Genomic DNA, 19,892 nt, shown 5'->3' with positions numbered 1-19,892 from the left:
ATGAAGGCCGCGCGTGCGCGTTGTACGGTCCGTATCCTGCAATTAAGGATTTGACTCGCACGCCGGTTCGGTTAAAGCTACGTGTTAGGAAACAAAGAGGCTTTCGTTCGCATGAATCCGTCATTGACCGTTCGCCGCATTGCCGCTGAAGAGGGCGCAGTGTTCCGGGAGCTTCGCACGGCGTCGCTGCGCGAAGCGCCTTATGCGTTCGGCGAGACGCTCGACGATGCACTGGCGGCCGACGCATCGACCTATGACGACACCGCGCGAAAACATGCTACGTCGCGCGACATCGCGTCGTTCATCCTCTACACCGAAGGACATCCGGCGGGTCTGATCGGCGCGTGCTTCGACGACTCGGCGGCGCGCCGCGCGTTCGTCAGCGAACTGTGGGTGGCGCCGGCCGTGCGTCATCTGCGCGGCGGCGAACTGCTCGTCAACACCGCGGGCGACTGGCTCTCGGATGGCGGCGCGACCGAGGTCTACGCGTGGATCGCGGACGCCAACCGTACCGCGATGCGCTTCTACGAAGCGCTCGGTTTCGGCCCCACCGGCGAACATACCCGCAGCACGCGCGCGCCCGACCAATGGGAGTCGCTGCTCGTGCGCCACGTCGCGCAACAGCAGTATCTGGCCGCGCCCTGATGTACCGGCGGCTATCGGTCAACTCCGGGTCATCTCCGCCTGCCTGTCGCTACTTCAAGCTCCCTGCCGCCGTTCTCTACTCTCCGCAGTGCCCGTTGCCGCTAACACGGCGCCGTGTCGTCGCGAGCGGCTTTCCGCAGAAAAAGCCTGGCTGCACGCGTGTACGCCTGTAAAATACGCAAAATTTTTTGCCGAACGCTATGTCGCCCAAGAAATCGCCATTTTTCGAACTGCGCAGCGGCGTGGTCGACACGCTGCTGTTCGTGGTCAAGACGACCGACCTCGAAGCGATGCGTGTCGAGCTGACCCGGCGCTTCGAGGCGACCCCGGAATTCTTCGCGAACGACGTCGTTGCGATCGACGTGCGCCGGCTTGCGGCTGACGAGCGCGTGCCGCTCGCCGAGCTCGCGGCGCTGCTCGACAGCGTGCGGATGCGCCCGATCGGCGTCGTCGCCGAGCCGTCGCAGACGTGGGCGGCCGAAGGCGCATTGCCGCTGCTCGAAGCGCGCGATCGCCGCGTCGGCGGCAAAGCGGCTGCGGAAGAAGCGGGCGACGCGGCGGTGCAGGCATCCGGCCCGGCCGCGGCAGACACGGCCGCCGCTGCGGCATCCGCGGTCGCGGCTGCGCAGCCCAACGGTGCGCAGGCAGCACAAGCGGCAGACCCCAATGGCATTCCGCAACCGGAAGCAGCGCGCACCGATTCGGCGCCGCAGACGCTCATCGTCGAGCGTCCGCTGCGTTCGGGGCAGCGCGTCTACGCGAAGGGCGATCTCGTCGTGCTCGGTCTCGTGAGCAACGGCGCCGAGGTGATCGCCGAAGGCAACATCCATATTTACGCGCCGCTGCGCGGCCGGGCACTCGCCGGCGTGCACGGCAATCACGACGCGCGCATTTTCTGCACGCGTCTCGAAGCCGAGCTGATCTCGATCGCGGGCATCTACCGCACGACCGAAAACCCGCTGCCTGCCGACGTGCAGGGCAAGCCGGTGCAGATCTGGCTCGACGAGGAAAAGCTGATGATCGAACCGTTGCGGCTCACCTGACGCGGGCCGCGGCGCGTCGCGGCATGCATCGCGCGGGCCGCACCGGTCGACGAACCTCGACTCACCTGATAAATAGACGAATCTGACGAACGCAAGGTAAGGCTAATGGCAAAAATCATTGTGGTGACTTCGGGCAAGGGTGGCGTCGGCAAGACGACCACGAGCGCGAGCTTCGCGTCGGGCATCGCATTGCGCGGCCACAAGACGGCAGTCATCGACTTCGACGTCGGCCTGCGCAATCTCGACCTCATCATGGGCTGCGAGCGCCGCGTCGTGTACGACCTGATCAACGTGATCCATGGCGAAGCGAACCTGAACCAGGCGCTCATCAAGGACAAGAAGTGCGAGAACCTGTTCATCCTGCCGGCCTCGCAGACGCGCGATAAAGACGCGCTCACGCAGGAAGGTGTCGAGAAGGTCATCAACGACCTGATCGCGATGGACTTCGAATACATCGTCTGCGATTCGCCGGCGGGTATCGAATCGGGCGCGCTGCTCGCGATGTACTTCGCCGACGAAGCGCTGATCGTGACGAACCCGGAAGTGTCGTCGGTGCGCGACTCGGACCGTATTCTCGGCATCCTGTCGTCGAAGACGAAGCGCGCGATCGAGAGCAAGGATCCGATCAAGGAGCACCTGCTGATCACCCGCTACAACCCGAAGCGCGTGAGCGAAGGCGAAATGCTGTCGCTGACCGACATCTCCGAAATCCTGCGCATCGATCTGATTGGCGTGATTCCGGAATCGGAAGCGGTGCTGCACGCATCGAACCAGGGTCTGCCGGCCGTGCACCTCGACGGAACCGACGTCGCCGAAGCGTACAAGGACGTGGTGTCGCGCTTCCTCGGCGAAGAGAAGCCGCTGCGCTTCACCGACTACCAGAAGCCTGGCCTCCTCCAGCGCCTCTTCGGCACCAAGTAAGGGGGCGCAACAATGTCGATTCTTTCGTTTTTGCTGGGCGAGAAGAAGAAGTCCGCGTCGGTAGCGAAGGAACGCCTGCAGTTGATCATCGCTCACGAGCGCGCTGGCGGAAAGGCGCCGGCCGATTATCTGCCGGCGTTGCAGCGCGAACTCGTCGCCGTGATTTCGAAGTACGTGAAGATCTCCGACGACGACATACGCGTGAGTCTCGAGCGTCAGGACGATCTTGAAGTGCTCGAAGTCAAGATCGAGATCCCGCAGACCTGACGCACTGCCGGCCGCCCCAGCCGGTTCTTCTCTCTCCTCCGACTATCTCTCCAGGCGAGGCCGCGTTCGCGGTCCCCGCCTGTTCCCGCTCGCTTCGTTCTCCCCACGTCCGTACGAAATTTCCCGTTGCAAATCAGGCGGGCCGGTAACACGTGCGCTGTCAGCGGGATCGAGGGCTCGCGCATTGAACGGTCAGCGCCACCGATGGCGTTGAAGTCCTGGGGTTACTGAACGGAGAAAAACGATGAACCAGATTATCCGGATGCGCATTGCACAACTCGCCCTGATCGCTGCCGGCGCATTCGCCGTCGCGTCGGCCACGGCTGCCGAAGTGATCGTCGTCGAACCGAGCGCGCCGCCGCCCGCCGTGCGCTACGAGGCGGTGCCTGCAGCTCGCGCGGGCTACGTGTGGGACAAGGGTCACTGGCGCTGGGATCACGGCCAGTACGTGTGGGTGACGGGCCACTGGCAGGTCGAGCGCGTGGGCTATCACTGGGTGCCGGGTCACTGGATCCAGCATGGCCCGAACTGGCGTTGGGTCGAAGGCCACTGGGCTGCCTGATTGATGGCTTGACGGCCTGATGGCCTGATCGTCGAACGCGGCAGCCCGTTCGCAGGACGGGTTGCATGCATCCGCGGCAGCGACGGCGCCTGGCCTGTCGTGCCGCTCACGGAGATTTCCATGAAGAGAACGTTGCTGGCCATTGCGCTCGTCGCGATTGCGCTCGCGGGTTGCGTCGTCGTGCCGGCGCGTCCGGTGGTGGTGCGCGCGCCGGTCGTCGTTTACTGACTGGCCGTGTCGGTGCGCGGCGCGTCGCGTGCTTCGTCATGCGGCGCGGCGTCTTCGAGTGCTTCGGGCACTTCAGGCGCCGGTTCGGACGGCGGGTGCGGATGCGGCGCCGCATAGCGCTCGGACAGCGCTTCGTAGAGCGGCGGCGCGAAGAGGCGCGACACGCGGCTTGCCACGAGCGCCGTCGCCATCAGCGAGATCACGAGCGCGTGGCCGTTGATCATCTCCATCACGATCACGAATGACGTGATCGGTGCCTGCGTGACGGCGGCCATGTAGCCGACCATCGCGAGCGCGATCAGCATCGGCAGCTGCATGTTCGAGAACACCATGTGCAGCACATTGCCGAAGCCCGCGCCGATCGATAGCGACGGTGCGAAGATGCCGCCGGGAATGCCCGGCAAATACGAGCCGACCATCGACGCCATTTTCAGGAACGGATACGCGACCGACAGATGCTCGGTGCCGTACAGCAACCCGCGCGCTTCCGCGTAGCCGCTGCCGAAGGTCGTGCCGCCCGAGACCAGTCCGATTACCGCGATGACGAGACCGCACAGCGCGCCGAACACTACCGGCCGGCCGCTGTGCAGTGCGCGCAGCGGCGCCGGTATCCAGCGCCCGGTGTTGAGCAGCAGCCAGCAGAACACGCCGCCCGCGATGCCGGTGACGATGCCGGTCACGACGACCGCCAGTGCCATCACGTTGGGGAAGTGCGTGCCGACCTGGATCGTGCCGAAGTACGTGTAGTTGCCGTTGATGCCGAGCGCGACCACGCCGGCGATGATGATCGCGGTGATCAGCACGCCGCTCGCGCGCGCTTCGAAGCTGCGCGTCAATTCCTCGATCGCGAACACGATGCCGGCGAGCGGCGTGTTGAACGCCGCGGACAGCCCTGCCGCCGCGCCTGCGAGCACCAGTTGCCGGGCGATCACCGCATTGGAGCGCGGGTAGAGCCGGCGCAGGTTGAACATCAGCGCGGCGCCGACCTGCACGGTCGGTCCTTCGCGGCCCATCGTGAAGCCGCCCAGGATACCGAGAAACGAGACCGCGATCTTGCCAAAGAGAATTCGCAGAGTTAGCAGGCGGCTGCCGGATTCGGACGGCGCGCCGTGCAGCGTGGCGATCACCTGCGGAATGCCGCTGCCTTCGGCGCCTCTGAAGAACTTGCGCGTGAGCCAGACCGAGGCCGCCGCGACCGCCGGCGTCAGGATGAGCGGAAGCCACACGTGCTGCTGCTGGAGTTCGCGGAACGTGTTGTAGCCCCAGTCGATCAGGCGCGCGTACAGCACTGCGATCAGGCCGACCGCGATCGCGCCGAGCCAGAACACGCCGTACTGGCGCCACAGACGCCGAGCCCGCCGGGTGAATGCGTAGGCCATCGGTGTCCGGGTGCTGGTCATGGAATTTTTAGATGCGGCAAAAGGGCAATTATAACGAACCGTCCCGCGCGACCCTCGGGCTCCGCGCAAATCGCCAGCAAATCCAGTGCCGCAAAGGCTCCGGCCCGTTTGTGACATCCGTTGTAATCTTTCGTTACATACGATTGCCGGTAAAGGGAGAAAATGTGACGCTTTTGGTTAACCCGCACTTCCGCGGGGCGGCCAAACGATTGCGAACTTTTATGACGAGCCGGCAATGAAGCGGATTCTCATCATCAAGGTCACGTCGCTGGGCGACATCATCCAGGCACAGCCGGTCGTGGCCGATCTGCGTCGCGCGTTTCCCGGCGTCGTGATCGACTGGGCGGCCGACGAGGCATTCGCCGAGGTCGTGCACTGGAACCAGGGTGTCGAGCGCGTGCTGTACGCGCCGCTGCGTCGCTTCAAGAAGGCGCGGCACTGGGCGGACCTGAAGGCGATCTGGGCGTCGATCGCCGAACTGCGCGAGCATCGCTACGATCTCGTGCTCGATATTCACGGCGTCTACAAGAGCGCGATCATCGCGTTCATCGCGCGGGCGCGCCGGCGTGTCGGCTATCTCGCGCAGGACCTGGGCGAGCGCGGCGCCGCTTTCGCGTATTCGGACCGCTTCGGTCCGCGGCCCGATTGCGATGCGTGGCATGGCATGCGCGTGAGCGTCAGCGACAAGCTCGGCTATCCGCTAGACCCCACACCCGACTACCACCTCACGATTCCGCCCGCGCAGCGGCGCTGGGTCGACTCGCTCGGTGCGCCGGTGGCGCTGTTCTTCCACGCCACGTCGAAGGACGACAAGAAGTGGCCGGTGTCGCACTGGATCGAAGTGGGTCGCGAACTGACGGCGCGCGGGTTCCATGTGGCGCTGCCATGGGGCTCCGATGCCGAGCGTCGCGCCGCGAACGAGATCGCGGCCGGACTGCCCATTGCGACCGTGCTGCCGCGGCTCAGCGTGACCGAGGTGGCGCAGGTGATCGAGGAGTCGTCGCTGGTGGTCGGCACGGACACCGGCTTTGTCCACCTCGCGCACGCGCTGCAGAAGCGCACCGTGATGATCTTCACCGCGACCTCGGCCGCGCACCTCGGCATTCGCGCGCCGTACCGGTCGCTGTCGATCGGTGACGATCATCGGCCGCCTTCGGTCGCCGACGTGATCGGCGCGATCGACTACGTGCATTCCACGGCGCCGGCCGCTCCAGCCGTCGCGCAGCCGGTGGTTCCCGCTGTCGCGCAAGGCGCGCGCGTGGCTTCGGCTCACGCGGCGGCCTGAGGGGTTGCTTGAGCGCGGGTTGACTATGCGCGTCGGCGGCGCGTTTTGCTTCGGCTATGTGAGCCGTATTTCGAGCTGTAAGTCGGGCGGGAACAGCGGGTGCTTGCTGTGTTCTCGCCGCACCAAAAGAAAGAGGCGCGACGCACGGGACGCTGTTGGCGGGCGGCCCGGCGATGCGCCTCGAAGCACCCGTGCCAAAGCAACACGGGCCGAGAGGAAGGTATGCAGAGCAAAACGACTGCAATTACAACGACAGACCGTGCAGCACACGGGGAGTTCAATTTCGAGACGAAATTGACGTCGAAATTTGTGGTCTCGCGCCGACGCTGTCGCTGACACTGCATTACACGGCTGTTAAAACTGTCGCCGTTCGTTGGGGTGCCGGCGCGCGAACGTCGCAGCGCGCCCCGCCGCACCACGTTTCTCCGCATCCAGACGGGCTCGCCGGCCAACGCGTGTAACGTGCCCGGAACCGATGCTTACACATTGCAACGCCCACGGGCGGGCCGCTCATGTCCAATGAACGTAGCCGGAAACGACGCGCGAAGCAGCGCGCCGGATGACCCGGATCATTCGACAGGAGAACGATGTGAAACGACTGACGTTGGCTGTGATCGCAGGGGCGCTCCTCGCGTCGATGCTCGGAGGATGCGTGATAGCGCCGGCGCCGGGTTACTACGGTGGCGGCTACTACCATCCGCACTACTACGGCGGCGGCTACTACTATCGCTGAAGCCTTTCAGCGGCGTAAGGCGGCACGCAGGCGCGCGACGCGCTGCATGCCGTCATTCAGGACACCATCATCTCGAATGCGACGACCGCGGCGATTGCCGCGGCGTTCGCCGCCAGCGCCTCGAGCACAATGCCTCGCCAGGTCGCGGGCTTGAAGCGCAGCGCGAGCAGCAGCGATCCGAGCAGCGCGAGCGCGATGATCACCACGATGTCTGCATTGCCGATCTGCACGTTCATGGGCAGTCCCTCCGTCTCTCGATGCAAGCGGGGCCGTAGCGGCAACCGTTGATTCGAGTATAGGCAAGCCAAAATGTCTGGCGAATCCAGGAGAAACGCGAGGGTAGTGGAGGCAAGGGCGAGCCGCGGTCATCGGAGCCGTGCGGGGTCGAAATGCAAAACGGGCCGTACGCTCGCACGGCCCGCTCTTCATCTTCAGGCTGACGCTCCGCTTACATCAGGCGGGCGTCGCGCGTCTCGCGCATGCATAGCACGCCGAACAGACTGACTGCGGCGGCTACGGAAACATACCCGCCCACCCACGACAACCCGCCCTGTGACGCGAGCACCTGCGCGATATACGGCGCCACCGACGCGCCGAGAATGCCGCCCAGGTTGTACGCGACGCCGGCGCCGGTATAGCGGACGTTGGTCGGGAAGAGTTCGGGCAGCAGCGCGCCCATCGGCGCGAAGGTCGCGCCCATCAGGAACAGCTCGATGATCAGGAACAGCTGCACGAGCGGCAGCTGGCCGCTGCCGAGCAGTGGCGCCATCAGGAACCCGGACAGGATCGCCGCGATGATGCTCACGATCAGCACCGGCTTGCGGCCGAAGCGGTCGCTGGCCCACGCGGAGATCGGCGTGGCGAGCGCCATGAACAGCACGGCGACGCACAGCATGCCGAGGAAGGTCTGGCGCGGGATGTGCAGCGTGCCGACCCCATACGACAGCGAGAACACCGTCGAGATGTAGAACAGCGTGTAGCACACGACCATCGCGAGCGCGCCGAGCACCATCGGCCACGCGTGATGGCCGAGCAGCGTCGCGACCGGCACGCGCACGCGCTCCTGGCGTTCGATGGCCGCCTTGAACGCGGGCGTTTCCGCGATCTTCAGCCGTACGTAGAGTCCGAGCGCGACCAGCACCGCGCTGACGATGAACGGAATGCGCCAGCCCCAGCTGCGGAACTGCGGGTCCGACAGCGACACCGCGAGCCCGAAGAACAGCCCGTTGGACGCGAGAAAGCCGATCGACGGTCCCAGTTGCGGGAACATGCCGAACCAGCCGCGCTTGCCGGCCGGCGCGTTTTCCGTCGCGAGCAATGCCGCGCCGCCCCATTCGCCGCCCAGGCCGATGCCCTGGCCGAAGCGCAGCACGCACAGCAGGATCGGCGCGATGCTGCCGATCGCGTCGTAGCCGGGGACGAAGCCGATCAGCGTCGTCGACAGACCCATCACCAGCAGTGACGCGACGAGCGTCGACTTGCGGCCGATGCGGTCGCCGAAGTGCCCGAACAGGAACGAGCCGATCGGTCGCGCGACGAACGCGATGCCGAACGTGACGAACGCCGACAGCGCCTGCGCAGTAGCCGAACCGTGCGGGAAGAACACCGGGCCGATCGCGAGCGCGGCGGCGGTCGCGTACACATAGAAATCGTAGAACTCGATCGCGGTGCCGATGAAGCTCGCGAAGATGACGCGCGCGGGGCGGTTGCGCGCGGCGGCATCGGGGGATTCGGCCGTGGACAGCGGCGAAGTGGACATGCGGGTCTCCAGTTGTCACTGGCGCGGCGGTCGTGACGCGACCGCGCCTTGTATTCGAGCGGCGGATGCTGTGCAGCAGCGGGCGTGAGCTGACGCCAATTCTGCGTGAATGCTGCCTGTTGCGCGGAACATCGTTCGACAGCTTACATCGGCTGCCGGTGCTGGCGGCGCGCGGATTCCCGTGCCTTCGATGAGTGCGGGTTCGTGTGCGTCAGCATTCGATGCGATCAGGAATGCGTCGCGCGTTTCCGGGTGAGAGCAGCGCGGCGACAGACCGGCGGCCGGGCAGCGCGCCGGGTAGAGGCGCGCGACATGCCGGACCGGGTGGCGTGGGGTAGGCGGGAAATTATAGCGACTGCTTACAAAGCGCGGCAAGCGGACTGTCGGGCGGCTTGCGCGTCTTTCGCGTCTCGTGCGCGGGACGTGGCGCGTGGCTCAGTCGATGGTTTGCGACTGCGGCGACGCGAGTTCGCGGAGCTGGAACTTGCCGTCGTCGTTGAAGAGCCAGTCTTCCATCAGCTCGAGACGGCCGCGCGCGTCGAGCAGCTTCGTCGGCGGTTGCGGCAACGGCGCCGCGCGACGCAATGTGGCGAGAGCAGTGCTCTCGGCTTCATCGTCGCCATTCGTTCGGTAGACCGACGACGCGAGGATGCGTCCTTCCCGATCGACGGTGAACGACACCACAACGAGCGAGCGCAGCATTGCCTGCGGCGTGCCGTGCAGTACGTAGGACGGGTTGCGCTCGGCGATGCGTTTTGCGACCGCGTCACGATACTGGTCGAGCGTCGCGCTGTTGATCGCGGCGGGCGGAATCATCAGCGTGGGGCGGGTAGGCGGCGTGAACGTGCAGGCCGATACGGCAACCATGCCCATGCAAGCGGCTGCGCGCAGGAAAACAGCGGCGCGGACGAGGTCCGGACGGACGGCGGTGAGGCAATGACGCACGCGAGTGAGCATCGGACGAAGCCCTGATGCGAAACGTCTTTTAATGCTAGCTCAAAGATGTAGAGAATCAATCCGCAGCGTCCCTGTGCGGCGATTCGATGCGGCTTGCTTCGCGCGTTTGCGGGTTGCTGCGGTTATTGCGCGGTCAGCTGCGTGCAGGGGTCGTCCGGCATCGTTGCGCAGGCGTACGTGGAGTACTGGCCGCTCTTCACGACGAGTTCCTTGCCAACCTGCAGATCCGAACGGAAATCCGGCGACGTTTCGAAAGCGATGTACGTGGAGCACATCACGGCGGACAGCACCACGAAGGCAAACGCGAACCTTTCAGCGATTTGGTAACGGTAAGGCATCGGTAATATTTTCCAATAACTTGTGATATTGTACCGCAAACTAGGGTTTATACCTAGCATTGTGTTGTGGCGCAGCAATGCTGTGGAATACGCTGGTTGCAGGTCAAGATTTTTCGCGGCCGCCCGATATCACGGTTGCCTCTTCCCTTTCCGCGAAGATCTTTCCGACTCCACGATGAGCGATCGAATGAAATCCTGGCTGCTCGCGAGCGGCGTGAGCGCTGTGCTGGCGCTCATCGTTTGGTGGCTCAATCTGAAACTGCTGGTGTTCGCGGTGCCTCAGCCGGACTGGATGATCGCCGCGCACGTGGGCTGCGCGTTCGTCGGCACGCTGGCGGTTGCACGCTTCATCCAGGGGGCGCCGGACGCATTGCGTGCCCCCACTGCGAAGACGGTCGTTGCACAAGGCGTCGTGGCGCGCGTCGGTGTGGTCAATTTTGTGGTGCCCGGCAAGAGCGCTTTCTTCTCCACCGGACGCTGCCTGATGGTTCTGTGTTTCATGCTTTGTCTGATGGCGCAGTTCGTCGCGGTGGGAGGCGGCGCCGACACAGCGCCCAACGGTCCAAACGCACCGACGGCCATTCACCGGTTGACGGCATGAGCCGTTCGCGACCGTCGGACGATGGCGACGCCGCCATTGACGCCACGCGCGCAACTGCTACGCGTGCGCGTAGCGGGACGCTCGTCGCATTGCTCTTCGTGGTGGGGATCGCTTCGATCTGCTTCGGGCTGTACAGCACCATCGCCGCGTTCGACGTGTTCGATCAGGCGCTTCCGTTCAAGGTCTATTTCTGCCGCGCGATCGTGGCGATCGCGATCGGTGTGGTCGCGGTACAGGTCGGCAGTCACTTCGCGAAAGACGCTTTGTGACGCGGGCGTTTTGCCGTGCGTCCGCAGACGGCATGGCGGCGAAGAAATCAGGTGAGGGAGCGAGAGAGACCGTCGTGTCCGCGCAAAGACTACGTGGCAGATTCACGGGACGCTCGGGAAGGCGTGCGCCTGGCGCTGGCGGAGGCGGTGAGATTCGAACTCACGGAAGGGTTACCCCTTCGCCGGTTTTCAAGACCGGTGCATTCAACCACTCTGCCACACCTCCGAGGCCGCAGATTGTACCCTGGAACGCGATGCTCACGACAGCGTTCGCATCGCATTCACATCCGCAAACGCGCGCGTACGCTACGCGTCGTCCTTCAGAAACATTGCCTGCAGATCGTTGAGGAACCGCTGGCCGAGCGGTGTCGGCTCGATGTGTTGATGATCGCGCGCGATCAGTCCGCGCCGTTCCGCTTCCTGCAATGCCGGCTCGATCGACGTCATCGACATTCCCGTGCGTTCGATGAAGCGATGCACCGGAAATCCTTCCACGAGCCGCAGCGCGTTCAGCATGAATTCGAACGGCAGATCGCGCGTGCCGACCTCGTGCTCTTCCTGGACCGGCGTGCCGGCCAGCGCCTGCTCGATGAACGTCGTCGGGTGCTTGTAGCGCGCCTGCCGCACGATGCGATCGGGGAACGACAGCTTCGTATGCGCGCCCGCGCCAATGCCGAGATAGTCGCCGAAGCGCCAGTAGTTGAGGTTGTGTTTGCTCTGCCGATGCGGCTGCGCGTACGCGGACACTTCGTAGCGCTGATAGCCCGCCGCGGCCGTGCGCTCGTGAATCCACTCCTGCATGTCGGCGGACGCATCGTCGTCGGGCAACGCCGGCGGAAACTTCGCGAACAGCGTGTTGGGTTCGAGCGTCAGGTGGTACAGCGACAGATGCGGCGGCGCATAAGCGAGTGCGGTCTCCACGTCAGACTGGCATTCTTCCAGCGTCTGCTGCGGCAGCGCGAACATCAGGTCGAGATTGAAGTTGTCGAAGGTGCGCGCGGCCACGTCGACCGCATGCCGTGCCTGCGCCGCGTCGTGAATGCGACCGAGCGCCTTCAGATGCTGTTCGTCGAAGCTCTGGATGCCGACCGACAACCGGTTCACGCCGCTCGCGCGAAACTGCGCGAATTTGGCAGCTTCGAAGGTGCCGGGATTCGCTTCGAGCGTGATCTCCGCGTCGGCGTCGAGCGGCAGCAGCGCGCGCACGTCGGACAGCAGGCGGTCGAGTCCAGCCGCGGACAGCAGGCTCGGCGTGCCGCCGCCGATGAATACGGTGTGCACCTGGCGTCCCCACACGAACGGCAGCGAGCGTTCGAGATCGGCGCGCAACGCGTCGAGGTATTCCGTCTCCGGAAAGCGTTCGCCTTTCCACTCGTGCGAGTTGAAATCGCAGTACGGACATTTGCGCACGCACCACGGAAAATGCACGTACAGCGCGAGCGGCGGCAACGAGGTCAGACGGATGCGGCCCGGCGCGGTGAACGCCTGGACCACGCCGCCTTGCGTGCCGGACGAAGAAACGGGAACCACCGGAATCACAGAGCCTCCGGCAGACGCGCGAGCAGTTTTTTCATCGCGATCGCGCGATGACTGGTTGCGTTCTTGGTGGCGGGGTCGAGTTCGGCCGCGGTCGCGTTCAGCGCCGGCACGAAGAAGTGCGGGTCGTAACCGAAGCCGTGCGCGCCGCGCGGCGTATCGACGATCGCGCCATGCCAGCGGCCTTCGGCGATCAGCGGCTCGGGGTCGTCCGCGTGACGCACCAGCGCGAGCACGCAGAAGTAGTGCGCGCTGCGATCGTCGTGTCCGACCAGTTCTTCGATGAGCCTGGCATTGTTCGCCGCATCGCTTTTCTCGCGGCCCGCGAGCTGCGCGTAGCGCGCCGAGTAGACGCCGGGCGCGCCGCGCAATGCCTTCACGCACAGGCCGGAATCGTCGGCGAGTGCGGGCAGGCCGGTCAGCTTCGACGCATGACGTGCCTTCGTGAGCGCGTTTTCGACGAAGGTCGGATACGGTTCTTCCGCTTCCGGCACGCCAAGCTCGCCTTGCGGAATCAGCTCGATGCCGAGCCCCGCGAGCAGCGCGGCAAACTCGCGCAGCTTGCCCGCGTTGTTCGACGCGAGCACGACTTTGCGCAATCCGGTGGCGGCGTCATAGCCAGTGACAGCACGATCAGTCACCCTTGATCTCCAGCGCGGCCTTCTGCTTGTCGATCAGCGTGCGAATGCCGCTTTGCGCGAGATCGAGCAACGCGTCCATTTCGTCGCGCGTGAACGGCACGCCTTCGGCCGTGCCCTGAATCTCGACGAAGCCGCCATCGCCCGTCATCACGACGTTCATGTCGGTGTCGCACTGCGAGTCTTCGGCGTAGTCGAGGTCGAGCACCGGCAGCCCTTCGTAGACGCCCACCGACACCGCCGCGACGTAGTCGTTGATCGGCGACTTCTCGATGCGGCCGGTGGCGAGCAGCTTCGCGACCGCGTCGTGCGCGGCGACGAACGCGCCCGTGATGCTCGCGGTGCGCGTGCCGCCATCGGCCTGGATCACGTCGCAGTCGATGTTGAGCGTGCGCGCGCCGAGCTTTTCGAGGTCGAATACCGAGCGCAGCGCGCGGCCGATCAGGCGCTGGATTTCCTGCGTGCGTCCGGTCTGCTTGCCGCGCGCCGCTTCGCGGTCGCTGCGCGTGTGCGTCGCGCGCGGCAGCATTCCGTATTCGGCGGTGAGCCAGCCCTGGCCGCGATCGCGCAGGAACGGCGGCACGCTTTCGGCGATGCTCGCGGTGCAGATCACTTTCGTATCGCCGAATTCGACCAGCACCGAGCCTTCCGCGTGCTTCGTGTAGTGGCGCGTGATGCGGACGTCGCGCAGCGCGTCGGCGCTGCGGCCGCTCGGGCGTTGAATGGGTTCGTTCATCGTGGGTGGGCGGCGAAAAAAAGTGGTGTGTGAAACCGCGATTTTACCGCCGATCCCGACGGCATTCAGGTCGCGCGTCGTCGCGCTCGCGGCCGGTGCACGCTCGCGCCGATGCCACCATGGCGCTGCGATCCGCGTATGGCGGGCCGTTTCGTCAAAAGTGGGATAATGCGCCCTCTACGCCCCGCGTCTCGTACACGCCGGGCGCCTCGTATCCACCGGCCGCGCGAGCGCCGCGCGGTCCTTCCTTCGAGACGAACCATGATCTACAGCATGACGGGCTATGCGAGCGCGACACGCGAACTCGTGGCGGCATCGGGCAGCGGCGGCGTCAGTGTCTCCGTCGAACTGCGCACGGTGAACTCGCGCTTCCTCGACCTGAACTTCCGCATGCCGGAAGACGTGCGGGTCGTCGAGCCGACGTTGCGCGAGATGCTGATGAACAAGCTGTCGCGTGGCAAGGTCGATATCCGCATCAATCTGCAACGCAGCGAGCAGACGGCCAACGCGGGCGCGTTGAACCGCGATGCGCTCGAGCAGCTCGCGGTGCTGGAACGCTCGGTGCTCGACGCATTCCCCGACGCGGGGCGTCTGCGCACGGGCGAAATCCTGCGCTGGCCGGGTGTGCTGGCGGAGAGCGGCGTCGAGGCGGAAACGCTGCGCGACGCAGTGCTCGACTGCGGCAAGCAGGCGATCCGCGATCTGATCGATGTGCGCGCGCGCGAAGGCGCGCAGCTCGCGACGATGCTGCTGTCGAACGTAACCGAGATGGAAACGATCGTCGCGAAGATCACGCCGCTCGTGCCGGAGCTGATCGCGAAGCATCAGCAGAAGATCGTCGAACGTCTGCAGGAAGCGCTCGGCATCGCCGCGCCGGATGCGACCGCGACGATCGTGTCGCGCGAAGAGATCGCGGAGCGTATCCGTCAGGAAGTGACGATGTACGGCATCCGCATCGACATCGCCGAAGAGCTGTCGCGTCTCACCGCGCACCTGAACGAAACGCGTCATGTGATCGAGAAGGGCGGCAAGGTCGGCAAGCGGCTCGACTTCATGATGCAGGAGCTCAACCGCGAAGCGAACACGCTCGGCTCGAAGGCCGCGGCGAAGGAACTGGCCGATGCGTCGATGACGCTGAAACTCCTGATCGAACAGATGCGCGAGCAGGTGCAGAACCTCGAATAACGTAGAACGTCATCGCTACAGCAACAGCAACGACTGAAGAATGGCAGTAACCGAAGCAACTGGAGTCACGCACAACATGACTGACCACACACGCGAAGGCGGCGCGCCGCGCAACCCATACGCGGGCGTCTATCCGGGCAACCTGTTCATGGTGGTCGCCCCGTCCGGCGCCGGCAAGTCGACGCTCGTGAACGCGCTGCTCGCCGAAGACCCGGCGATCCGTCTGTCGATTTCGTACACGACGCGGCCGCCCCGTACGAAGGAGCGCGACGGCGAGCACTATCACTTCACCTCCGTCGACGATTTCCTCACGCGCCACGCGGCCGGGGAGTTTCTCGAAAGCGCGGAAGTGCATGGCAACTACTATGCGACGTCGCGCGTGTGGATCGAAGAGCAGATGAAGATCGGCCACGACGTGCTGCTCGAAATCGACTGGCAGGGCGCGCAGCAGGTGAAGAAGCAGTTCCGCAACGCGGTCGAGATCTTCATCCTGCCGCCGTCGCTCGATGCGCTCGAAGAGCGTCTTAAGAAGCGCGGCCAGGATGAGCCGAACGTGATCACGCGGCGTCTGCTCGCAGCGGGCAGCGAGATGGCGCATGCGCCGGAAGCGGAGTATGTCGTGATCAACGAAAACTTCGATCGCGCGCTCGCCGAACTGCGCTGCATGGTGATGGCGACGCGTCTGCGCTTCGCGTCGCAATACGCACGCCATACCGAGCTTTTCGTGCAGCTCGGCATCCATCTGCCGCACGCCGGGTAAAGGCGGCGTGTCGAGCACATAAGGTAGAATAAGCAACGTACAGAGAAGGAATTCCCAACATGGCCCGCATCACCGTCGAAGACTGCCTGAAACAGATCCCGAACCGTTTCGAACTGGCGCTTGCCGCTACCTATCGTGCGCGCCAGCTCGCACAGGGACACACGCCGAAGATCGAAAGCCGCGACAAGCCCACCGTCGTTGCGCTGCGCGAAATTGCGGCAGGCCAGGTCGGGATCGAGATGTTGAAGAAGGTGCCCGTCTGAGGCACCGTACGGATACGGACCTGCCGGTCAACTGATCGTCGATCGTCAACTGACCCGGGCAGACAACCGTTATCAGCGTAATCACCTACGCTGTTTAGCAGGCACCTTGAACTGCATCCAGACCGCGCCGCCCGCAATTCCGGCGGCGCGTTTTCAACCGACAGGGAGGCGAACATGAGCACCACACCGTCGCCGACCACCACGTCGGAAGCCGAACACGACACCGAGTCGTCGTCGGCACGCAAATACATCGACGCGGTCCTCGAACAGTCGTTTCGCCATCTGTTCGGGCCCACCGCCACGCCGGAGCAGCCGCGCCGGCATTCCGTCGTCTCCATCGCAGGGCTCACCGCAGCGCTGTCCGGCTACCTGTTGCCCGACGAGATTAAAGACGTCAAGGCGGCGTTTCACTTCAGTGACGAAGCGCACCTCGGCCAGTACCGGCAGAGCGGCGAGCCGTACATCACGCATCCAGTCGCCGTCGCGGAAATCTGCGCGGGCTGGAAGCTCGACGCGCAGTCCATCATGGCCGCGCTGCTGCACGACGTGATGGAAGACCAGGGCGTGACCAAGGCCGAACTCGCGGAGCGGTTCGGCCCGAAGGTCGCGGAACTGGTGGACGGTCTGTCGAAACTCGACAAGATGGAGTTTCGCAACCGCGAGGAAGCGCAGGCGGAAAACTTCCGCAAGATGCTGCTCGCGATGGCGCGCGACGTGCGCGTGATTCTCGTCAAGCTCGCCGACCGGCTGCACAACATGCGCACGCTCGGCGCGGTGCCGCCGGAAAAACGCCGGCGCGTTGCGCGCGAAACGCTGGATATTTACGCGCCGATCGCACACCGGCTAGGTCTGAACAACACGTATCGCGAGCTGCAGGACCTGAGCTTCGCGAACTTCAATCCGCACCGCTACGCCACGCTCGAAAAAGCGGTGAAGGCGGCGCGCGGCAACCGGCGCGAAGTGGTCACCAAGATTACCGAATCGGTGCAGCGCGCCATCTCGGACGCGAAGATCAACGCCGAGGCCACCGGCCGCGAGAAGACGATCTTCAGCATCTACAAGAAGATGCGCGACAAGCAGCTGTCGTTTTCGCAGGTGCTGGACGTGTACGGTTTTCGCGTCGTGGTGGAAAGCGCGCTCGAGTGCTACACCTGCATCGGCGCGCTGCATGCGCTCTACAAGCCGGTACCGGGCAAGTTCAAGGACTACATCGCGATTCCGAAGGTGAACGGCTACCAGTCGCTGCACACCACGCTCGTCGGTCCGTTCGGTGCGCCGGTCGAGTTTCAGGTGCGCACGCGCAAGATGCACGAGATCGCCGAAGCGGGCGTCGCCGCGCACTGGCTGTACAAGAACGGCAGCGCGGACCTGAACGACGTGCAGAAGCGCGCGCACCAGTGGCTGAAGTCGCTGCTCGATATTCAAAGCGAAGCCGGCGATTCGAGCGAATTCCTCGAGCACGTGAAGATCGACCTGTTCCCGGATGCGGTCTACGTGTTCACGCCGAAGTCGAAGATCATGGCGCTGCCGCGTGGCGCCACGGCGCTCGATTTCGCGTATTCGATCCACAGCGACCTGGGCAACCAGTGCGTCGCGGTGAAAATCAACAACGAACTGCTGCCGCTGCGCACGGAGCTGAAGAGCGGCGATATCGTCGAAGTGATCACGGCGCCGTACTCGAAGCCGAATCCGGCGTGGCTCGGCTTCGTGCGTACCGGCAAGGCGCGCTCCGCGATTCGCCACTACCTGAAGACGATGCGCCTGAACGAATCGGTGCAGCTGGGCGAGCGGCTCGTCGACCAGTGCCTGAAGGGCTATGGGCTGTCGCTGTCCGACGTGACGCCGGAAGCATGGGAAAAGCTCGTGCAGTGGACGGGCAACAAGAATCGTCAGGAGATTTTCGCGGACATCGGTCTCGGCCGGCGCGTCGCCGCGGTGATGGCGAAGCGCATCGAGGTGCTGATGAGCGGCCGCGAAGGTCACGAGAACGACGACGACTCGCCGCGCTCCGAGCATGCCGCGCCGGCCGTCGCACCGCCGCCGGTCGTGATCACGGGCACCGAGGGTATGTCGGTGCAGCTGTCGGCCTGCTGCCGCCCGATTCCCGGCGACAACATCATGGGCTACATCGGTATCGGCCTCGGCATGGCGATCCATACGACGGATTGCCGCGTCGCGCAGCGCATCCACCGTCGCGATCCGGGCCGCTGGATCGACGTCGCGTGGGCGCCGCAGCCTGGACGGCTGTTCGACGTCGCGGTGAAGGTGCTGGTGAAGAACACCAAGGGCGTGTTCGCGCGGGTCGCGGCGGACATCACGTCGGCGGATGCGAACATCGTGCACATCGCGATGGACGAAGACCTGTCGCAGGAATCGACGATCCTGCGCTTCGTGATCCAGGTCAGCGACCGTGTGCATCTGGCCAATGTGATGCGCCGGGTGCGGACCAATCCGGACGTGATGCGGATCGCGCGGGAGCGGCCGAGCGACGAGTCGCATCATCGCCACGATGGCGGGATGCGGATCGACCGGGAGCGGGCGGATTATTGATCGGGGCGCCCCCGCCCCGATCGAGCTTGATGCGACCGGTTGCCCGCAGCCAACAGCAGACGCCAAAAACAAAAGGGCCTTCCGCGATGGAAGGCCCTTTTGCATTGCTGGTGGCGCGGCTGGCAGGATTCGAACCCACGACCCCTTGGTTCGTAGCCAAGTACTCTATCCAACTGAGCTACAGCCGCACGCTAAGACGATACCGCTAAAACCGATTCAGCGAAAATGCCGCTGAAATGAAAGAGCCTCCCCGGAGGGAGGCCCTCGAAAAAGTGGCGCGGCTGGCAGGATTCGAACCCACGACCCCTTGGTTCGTAGCCAAGTACTCTATCCAACTGAGCTACAGCCGCACGCAGAAGTGAGATTATAGCAAAGGCGTGAAAAAAGGGAAGAGCCGGTTACGATTTGTCGTCGAGCCCTGATCGTTTATGCTTGTTCACAGGGAGGACGCGCTGCCGCGCGGCCTTGTACCGCCTGATTTTTCGCACACTTCATCATGAACAAGGCTTTTGTCAAAGAGTCGAGCGACGCCGATGACGACGACCTCGACGCCACCCAGCCCGAGATTCCCGCGGGCGCGAAGAACTACATCACGCCGGCCGGCCACAAGCGCTTGCGCGACGAACTGCTGAACCTGATCGACGCGGAGCGGCCGGAGGTCGTGCGGCTCGTGTCGTGGGCCGCCTCGAACGGCGACCGCTCCGAGAACGGCGACTACATCTACGGCAAACGGCGCCTGCGCGAGATCGACCGTCGGATCCGCTTCCTGACCAAGCGGCTCGATCTGGCCGAGGTGGTCGACAGCAGCCGGCAGGAGAACACGGACCAGGTGTTCTTCGGCGCAACGGTCGACTACGCGGGCGACGACGGCGAGGTCCGCACGGTGACCATCGTCGGTGTCGACGAAGTCGATCTGGACCTGGGACACGTGAGCTGGATCTCGCCGGTGGCGCGGGCGCTCCTGAAGGCGAAGATCGGCGACCAGGTCACGCTCATCACGCCTGCCGGCCCGGAGCCGATCGACGTCATCGACGTGCACTATCCGGCGCCGCACTAGCGACGCGGTGGGCCGCGGCGCCTCGGCTGCGCACGCGGGCAGCAGCAACTTGCGGTTCGTCGCGGCGGCCTGCTCGCCGCTGCCAGCGTCAGCCGCCAAAAAGAAAAAGGCGCCGCGAGGGCGCCTTCTCCGATGCTGCAACTACCGCTAAAGCTTGGA

Annotated in this window: 22 protein-coding genes and 3 tRNA genes; 14 read left to right on the top strand and 11 right to left on the bottom strand. The window is 64.7% G+C overall.

Annotated elements, in window-relative coordinates; all coding sequences use genetic code 11:
• Positions 1-111 precede the first annotated feature (111 nt).
• From DVS29_RS05680 to DVS29_RS05660, 5 genes are all read left to right on the top strand, one after another.
• Positions 112-645: a GNAT family N-acetyltransferase gene (locus DVS29_RS05680; RefSeq protein WP_118179454.1), complete on the top strand. Its 534-nt coding sequence runs from the start codon at positions 112-114 to the stop codon at positions 643-645.
• A gap of 200 nt (positions 646-845) precedes the next feature.
• Positions 846-1,688, top strand: a complete 843-nt coding sequence (gene minC, locus DVS29_RS05675; RefSeq protein ID WP_118179453.1) for a septum site-determining protein MinC — start codon at positions 846-848, stop codon at positions 1,686-1,688.
• 105 nt (positions 1,689-1,793) lie between these two features.
• Complete coding sequence (gene minD, locus DVS29_RS05670) at positions 1,794-2,609, top strand: septum site-determining protein MinD (protein WP_118179452.1); 816 nt, start codon at positions 1,794-1,796, stop codon at positions 2,607-2,609.
• A gap of 12 nt (positions 2,610-2,621) precedes the next feature.
• Positions 2,622-2,876, top strand: coding sequence for a cell division topological specificity factor MinE (gene minE / locus DVS29_RS05665; protein ID WP_118179451.1), 255 nt, complete (start codon positions 2,622-2,624; stop codon positions 2,874-2,876).
• A gap of 244 nt (positions 2,877-3,120) precedes the next feature.
• Positions 3,121-3,438, top strand: coding sequence for a YXWGXW repeat-containing protein (locus tag DVS29_RS05660; protein ID WP_118179450.1), 318 nt, complete (start codon positions 3,121-3,123; stop codon positions 3,436-3,438).
• 221 nt (positions 3,439-3,659) lie between these two features.
• On the opposite strand, the gene DVS29_RS05655 is transcribed toward DVS29_RS05660, so the two are convergent.
• Positions 3,660-5,045, bottom strand: a complete 1,386-nt coding sequence (locus tag DVS29_RS05655) for a chloride channel protein (RefSeq protein ID WP_240655478.1) — start codon at positions 5,043-5,045, stop codon at positions 3,660-3,662.
• A 256-nt stretch (positions 5,046-5,301) separates the two neighbouring features.
• Between DVS29_RS05655 and waaC the strand changes: the two genes are divergently transcribed.
• A complete protein-coding gene (gene waaC, locus DVS29_RS05650) occupies positions 5,302-6,351 on the top strand; it encodes a lipopolysaccharide heptosyltransferase I (RefSeq protein ID WP_118179448.1) in 1,050 nt (349 codons plus the stop codon).
• A 589-nt stretch (positions 6,352-6,940) separates the two neighbouring features.
• The gene (locus DVS29_RS37210) at positions 6,941-7,084 is read left to right on the top strand and encodes a hypothetical protein (protein WP_164707847.1); all 144 of its coding nucleotides are present in this window, start codon (positions 6,941-6,943) and stop codon (positions 7,082-7,084) included.
• A 56-nt stretch (positions 7,085-7,140) separates the two neighbouring features.
• Here the strand turns inward: DVS29_RS37210 and DVS29_RS05645 are convergent, their stop codons facing one another.
• From DVS29_RS05645 to DVS29_RS05630, 4 genes are all read right to left on the bottom strand, one after another.
• Positions 7,141-7,320: a hypothetical protein gene (locus DVS29_RS05645; RefSeq protein WP_118179447.1), complete on the bottom strand. Its 180-nt coding sequence runs from the start codon at positions 7,318-7,320 to the stop codon at positions 7,141-7,143.
• Between the two features lie 212 nt (positions 7,321-7,532).
• Positions 7,533-8,843, bottom strand: coding sequence for an MFS transporter (locus DVS29_RS05640; RefSeq protein WP_118179446.1), 1,311 nt, complete (start codon positions 8,841-8,843; stop codon positions 7,533-7,535).
• 435 nt (positions 8,844-9,278) lie between these two features.
• Positions 9,279-9,716 carry an energy transducer TonB family protein gene (locus DVS29_RS05635; RefSeq protein ID WP_240655477.1) on the bottom strand — a complete coding sequence of 146 codons (438 nt, stop codon included), beginning with the start codon at positions 9,714-9,716 and terminating at the stop codon, positions 9,279-9,281.
• 206 nt (positions 9,717-9,922) lie between these two features.
• A complete protein-coding gene (locus tag DVS29_RS05630) occupies positions 9,923-10,138 on the bottom strand; it encodes a hypothetical protein (protein WP_118179444.1) in 216 nt (71 codons plus the stop codon).
• A gap of 187 nt (positions 10,139-10,325) precedes the next feature.
• Here DVS29_RS05630 and DVS29_RS05625 point away from each other — a divergent pair, with 187 nt between their 5' ends.
• Both DVS29_RS05625 and DVS29_RS05620 read left to right on the top strand, forming a co-directional pair.
• A complete protein-coding gene (locus DVS29_RS05625) occupies positions 10,326-10,739 on the top strand; it encodes a hypothetical protein (protein ID WP_240655476.1) in 414 nt (137 codons plus the stop codon).
• On the top strand, positions 10,736-11,008 hold the full coding sequence (locus DVS29_RS05620; RefSeq protein ID WP_240655475.1) for a hypothetical protein: 273 nt from the start codon (positions 10,736-10,738) through the stop codon (positions 11,006-11,008). The genes DVS29_RS05625 and DVS29_RS05620 overlap by 4 nt, the downstream gene beginning before the upstream one ends.
• A gap of 136 nt (positions 11,009-11,144) precedes the next feature.
• Here DVS29_RS05620 and DVS29_RS05615 read toward each other — a convergent pair.
• From DVS29_RS05615 to rph, 4 genes are all read right to left on the bottom strand, one after another.
• Positions 11,145-11,234 (bottom strand) — tRNA-Ser (locus DVS29_RS05615).
• Positions 11,235-11,314: 80 nt separating this feature from the next.
• The gene (gene hemW / locus DVS29_RS05610; protein ID WP_118179672.1) at positions 11,315-12,538 is read right to left on the bottom strand and encodes a radical SAM family heme chaperone HemW; all 1,224 of its coding nucleotides are present in this window, start codon (positions 12,536-12,538) and stop codon (positions 11,315-11,317) included.
• Between the two features lie 5 nt (positions 12,539-12,543).
• Positions 12,544-13,185: an RdgB/HAM1 family non-canonical purine NTP pyrophosphatase gene (gene rdgB, locus DVS29_RS05605; protein ID WP_118179442.1), complete on the bottom strand. Its 642-nt coding sequence runs from the start codon at positions 13,183-13,185 to the stop codon at positions 12,544-12,546.
• A complete protein-coding gene (gene rph, locus DVS29_RS05600) occupies positions 13,178-13,918 on the bottom strand; it encodes a ribonuclease PH (RefSeq protein WP_118179441.1) in 741 nt (246 codons plus the stop codon). The genes rdgB and rph overlap by 8 nt, the downstream gene beginning before the upstream one ends.
• A gap of 261 nt (positions 13,919-14,179) precedes the next feature.
• On the opposite strand from rph, the gene DVS29_RS05595 reads away from it, so the two are divergent.
• The 4 genes from DVS29_RS05595 to DVS29_RS05580 all read left to right on the top strand — a co-directional run bounded on the left by DVS29_RS05595 (position 14,180) and on the right by DVS29_RS05580 (position 18,676).
• The gene (locus DVS29_RS05595) at positions 14,180-15,103 is read left to right on the top strand and encodes a YicC/YloC family endoribonuclease (RefSeq protein ID WP_118179440.1); all 924 of its coding nucleotides are present in this window, start codon (positions 14,180-14,182) and stop codon (positions 15,101-15,103) included.
• Between the two features lie 76 nt (positions 15,104-15,179).
• Complete coding sequence (gene gmk / locus DVS29_RS05590; protein ID WP_118179439.1) at positions 15,180-15,863, top strand: guanylate kinase; 684 nt, start codon at positions 15,180-15,182, stop codon at positions 15,861-15,863.
• Positions 15,864-15,922: 59 nt separating this feature from the next.
• Complete coding sequence (rpoZ, locus tag DVS29_RS05585; protein WP_006999799.1) at positions 15,923-16,126, top strand: DNA-directed RNA polymerase subunit omega; 204 nt, start codon at positions 15,923-15,925, stop codon at positions 16,124-16,126.
• Positions 16,127-16,300: 174 nt separating this feature from the next.
• On the top strand, positions 16,301-18,676 hold the full coding sequence (locus tag DVS29_RS05580) for a RelA/SpoT family protein (protein WP_118179438.1): 2,376 nt from the start codon (positions 16,301-16,303) through the stop codon (positions 18,674-18,676).
• A 111-nt stretch (positions 18,677-18,787) separates the two neighbouring features.
• Here the strand turns inward: DVS29_RS05580 and DVS29_RS05575 are convergent.
• Together DVS29_RS05575 and DVS29_RS05570 are read right to left on the bottom strand one after the other, a co-directional pair.
• Positions 18,788-18,864, bottom strand: a tRNA-Arg gene (locus DVS29_RS05575).
• 85 nt (positions 18,865-18,949) lie between these two features.
• Positions 18,950-19,026, bottom strand: a tRNA-Arg gene (locus DVS29_RS05570).
• 146 nt (positions 19,027-19,172) lie between these two features.
• Here DVS29_RS05570 and greB point away from each other — a divergent pair.
• Positions 19,173-19,733, top strand: coding sequence for a transcription elongation factor GreB (greB, locus tag DVS29_RS05565; RefSeq protein WP_118179437.1), 561 nt, complete (start codon positions 19,173-19,175; stop codon positions 19,731-19,733).
• Positions 19,734-19,892 lie beyond the last annotated feature (159 nt).

This window comes from Paraburkholderia phosphatilytica, assembly GCF_003443895.1.
Classification (GTDB): domain Bacteria; phylum Pseudomonadota; class Gammaproteobacteria; order Burkholderiales; family Burkholderiaceae; genus Paraburkholderia; species Paraburkholderia phosphatilytica.
The sequence above is the reverse complement of the archived record's forward strand: the minus strand, read 5'-3'. Positions and strand labels throughout refer to the sequence as shown.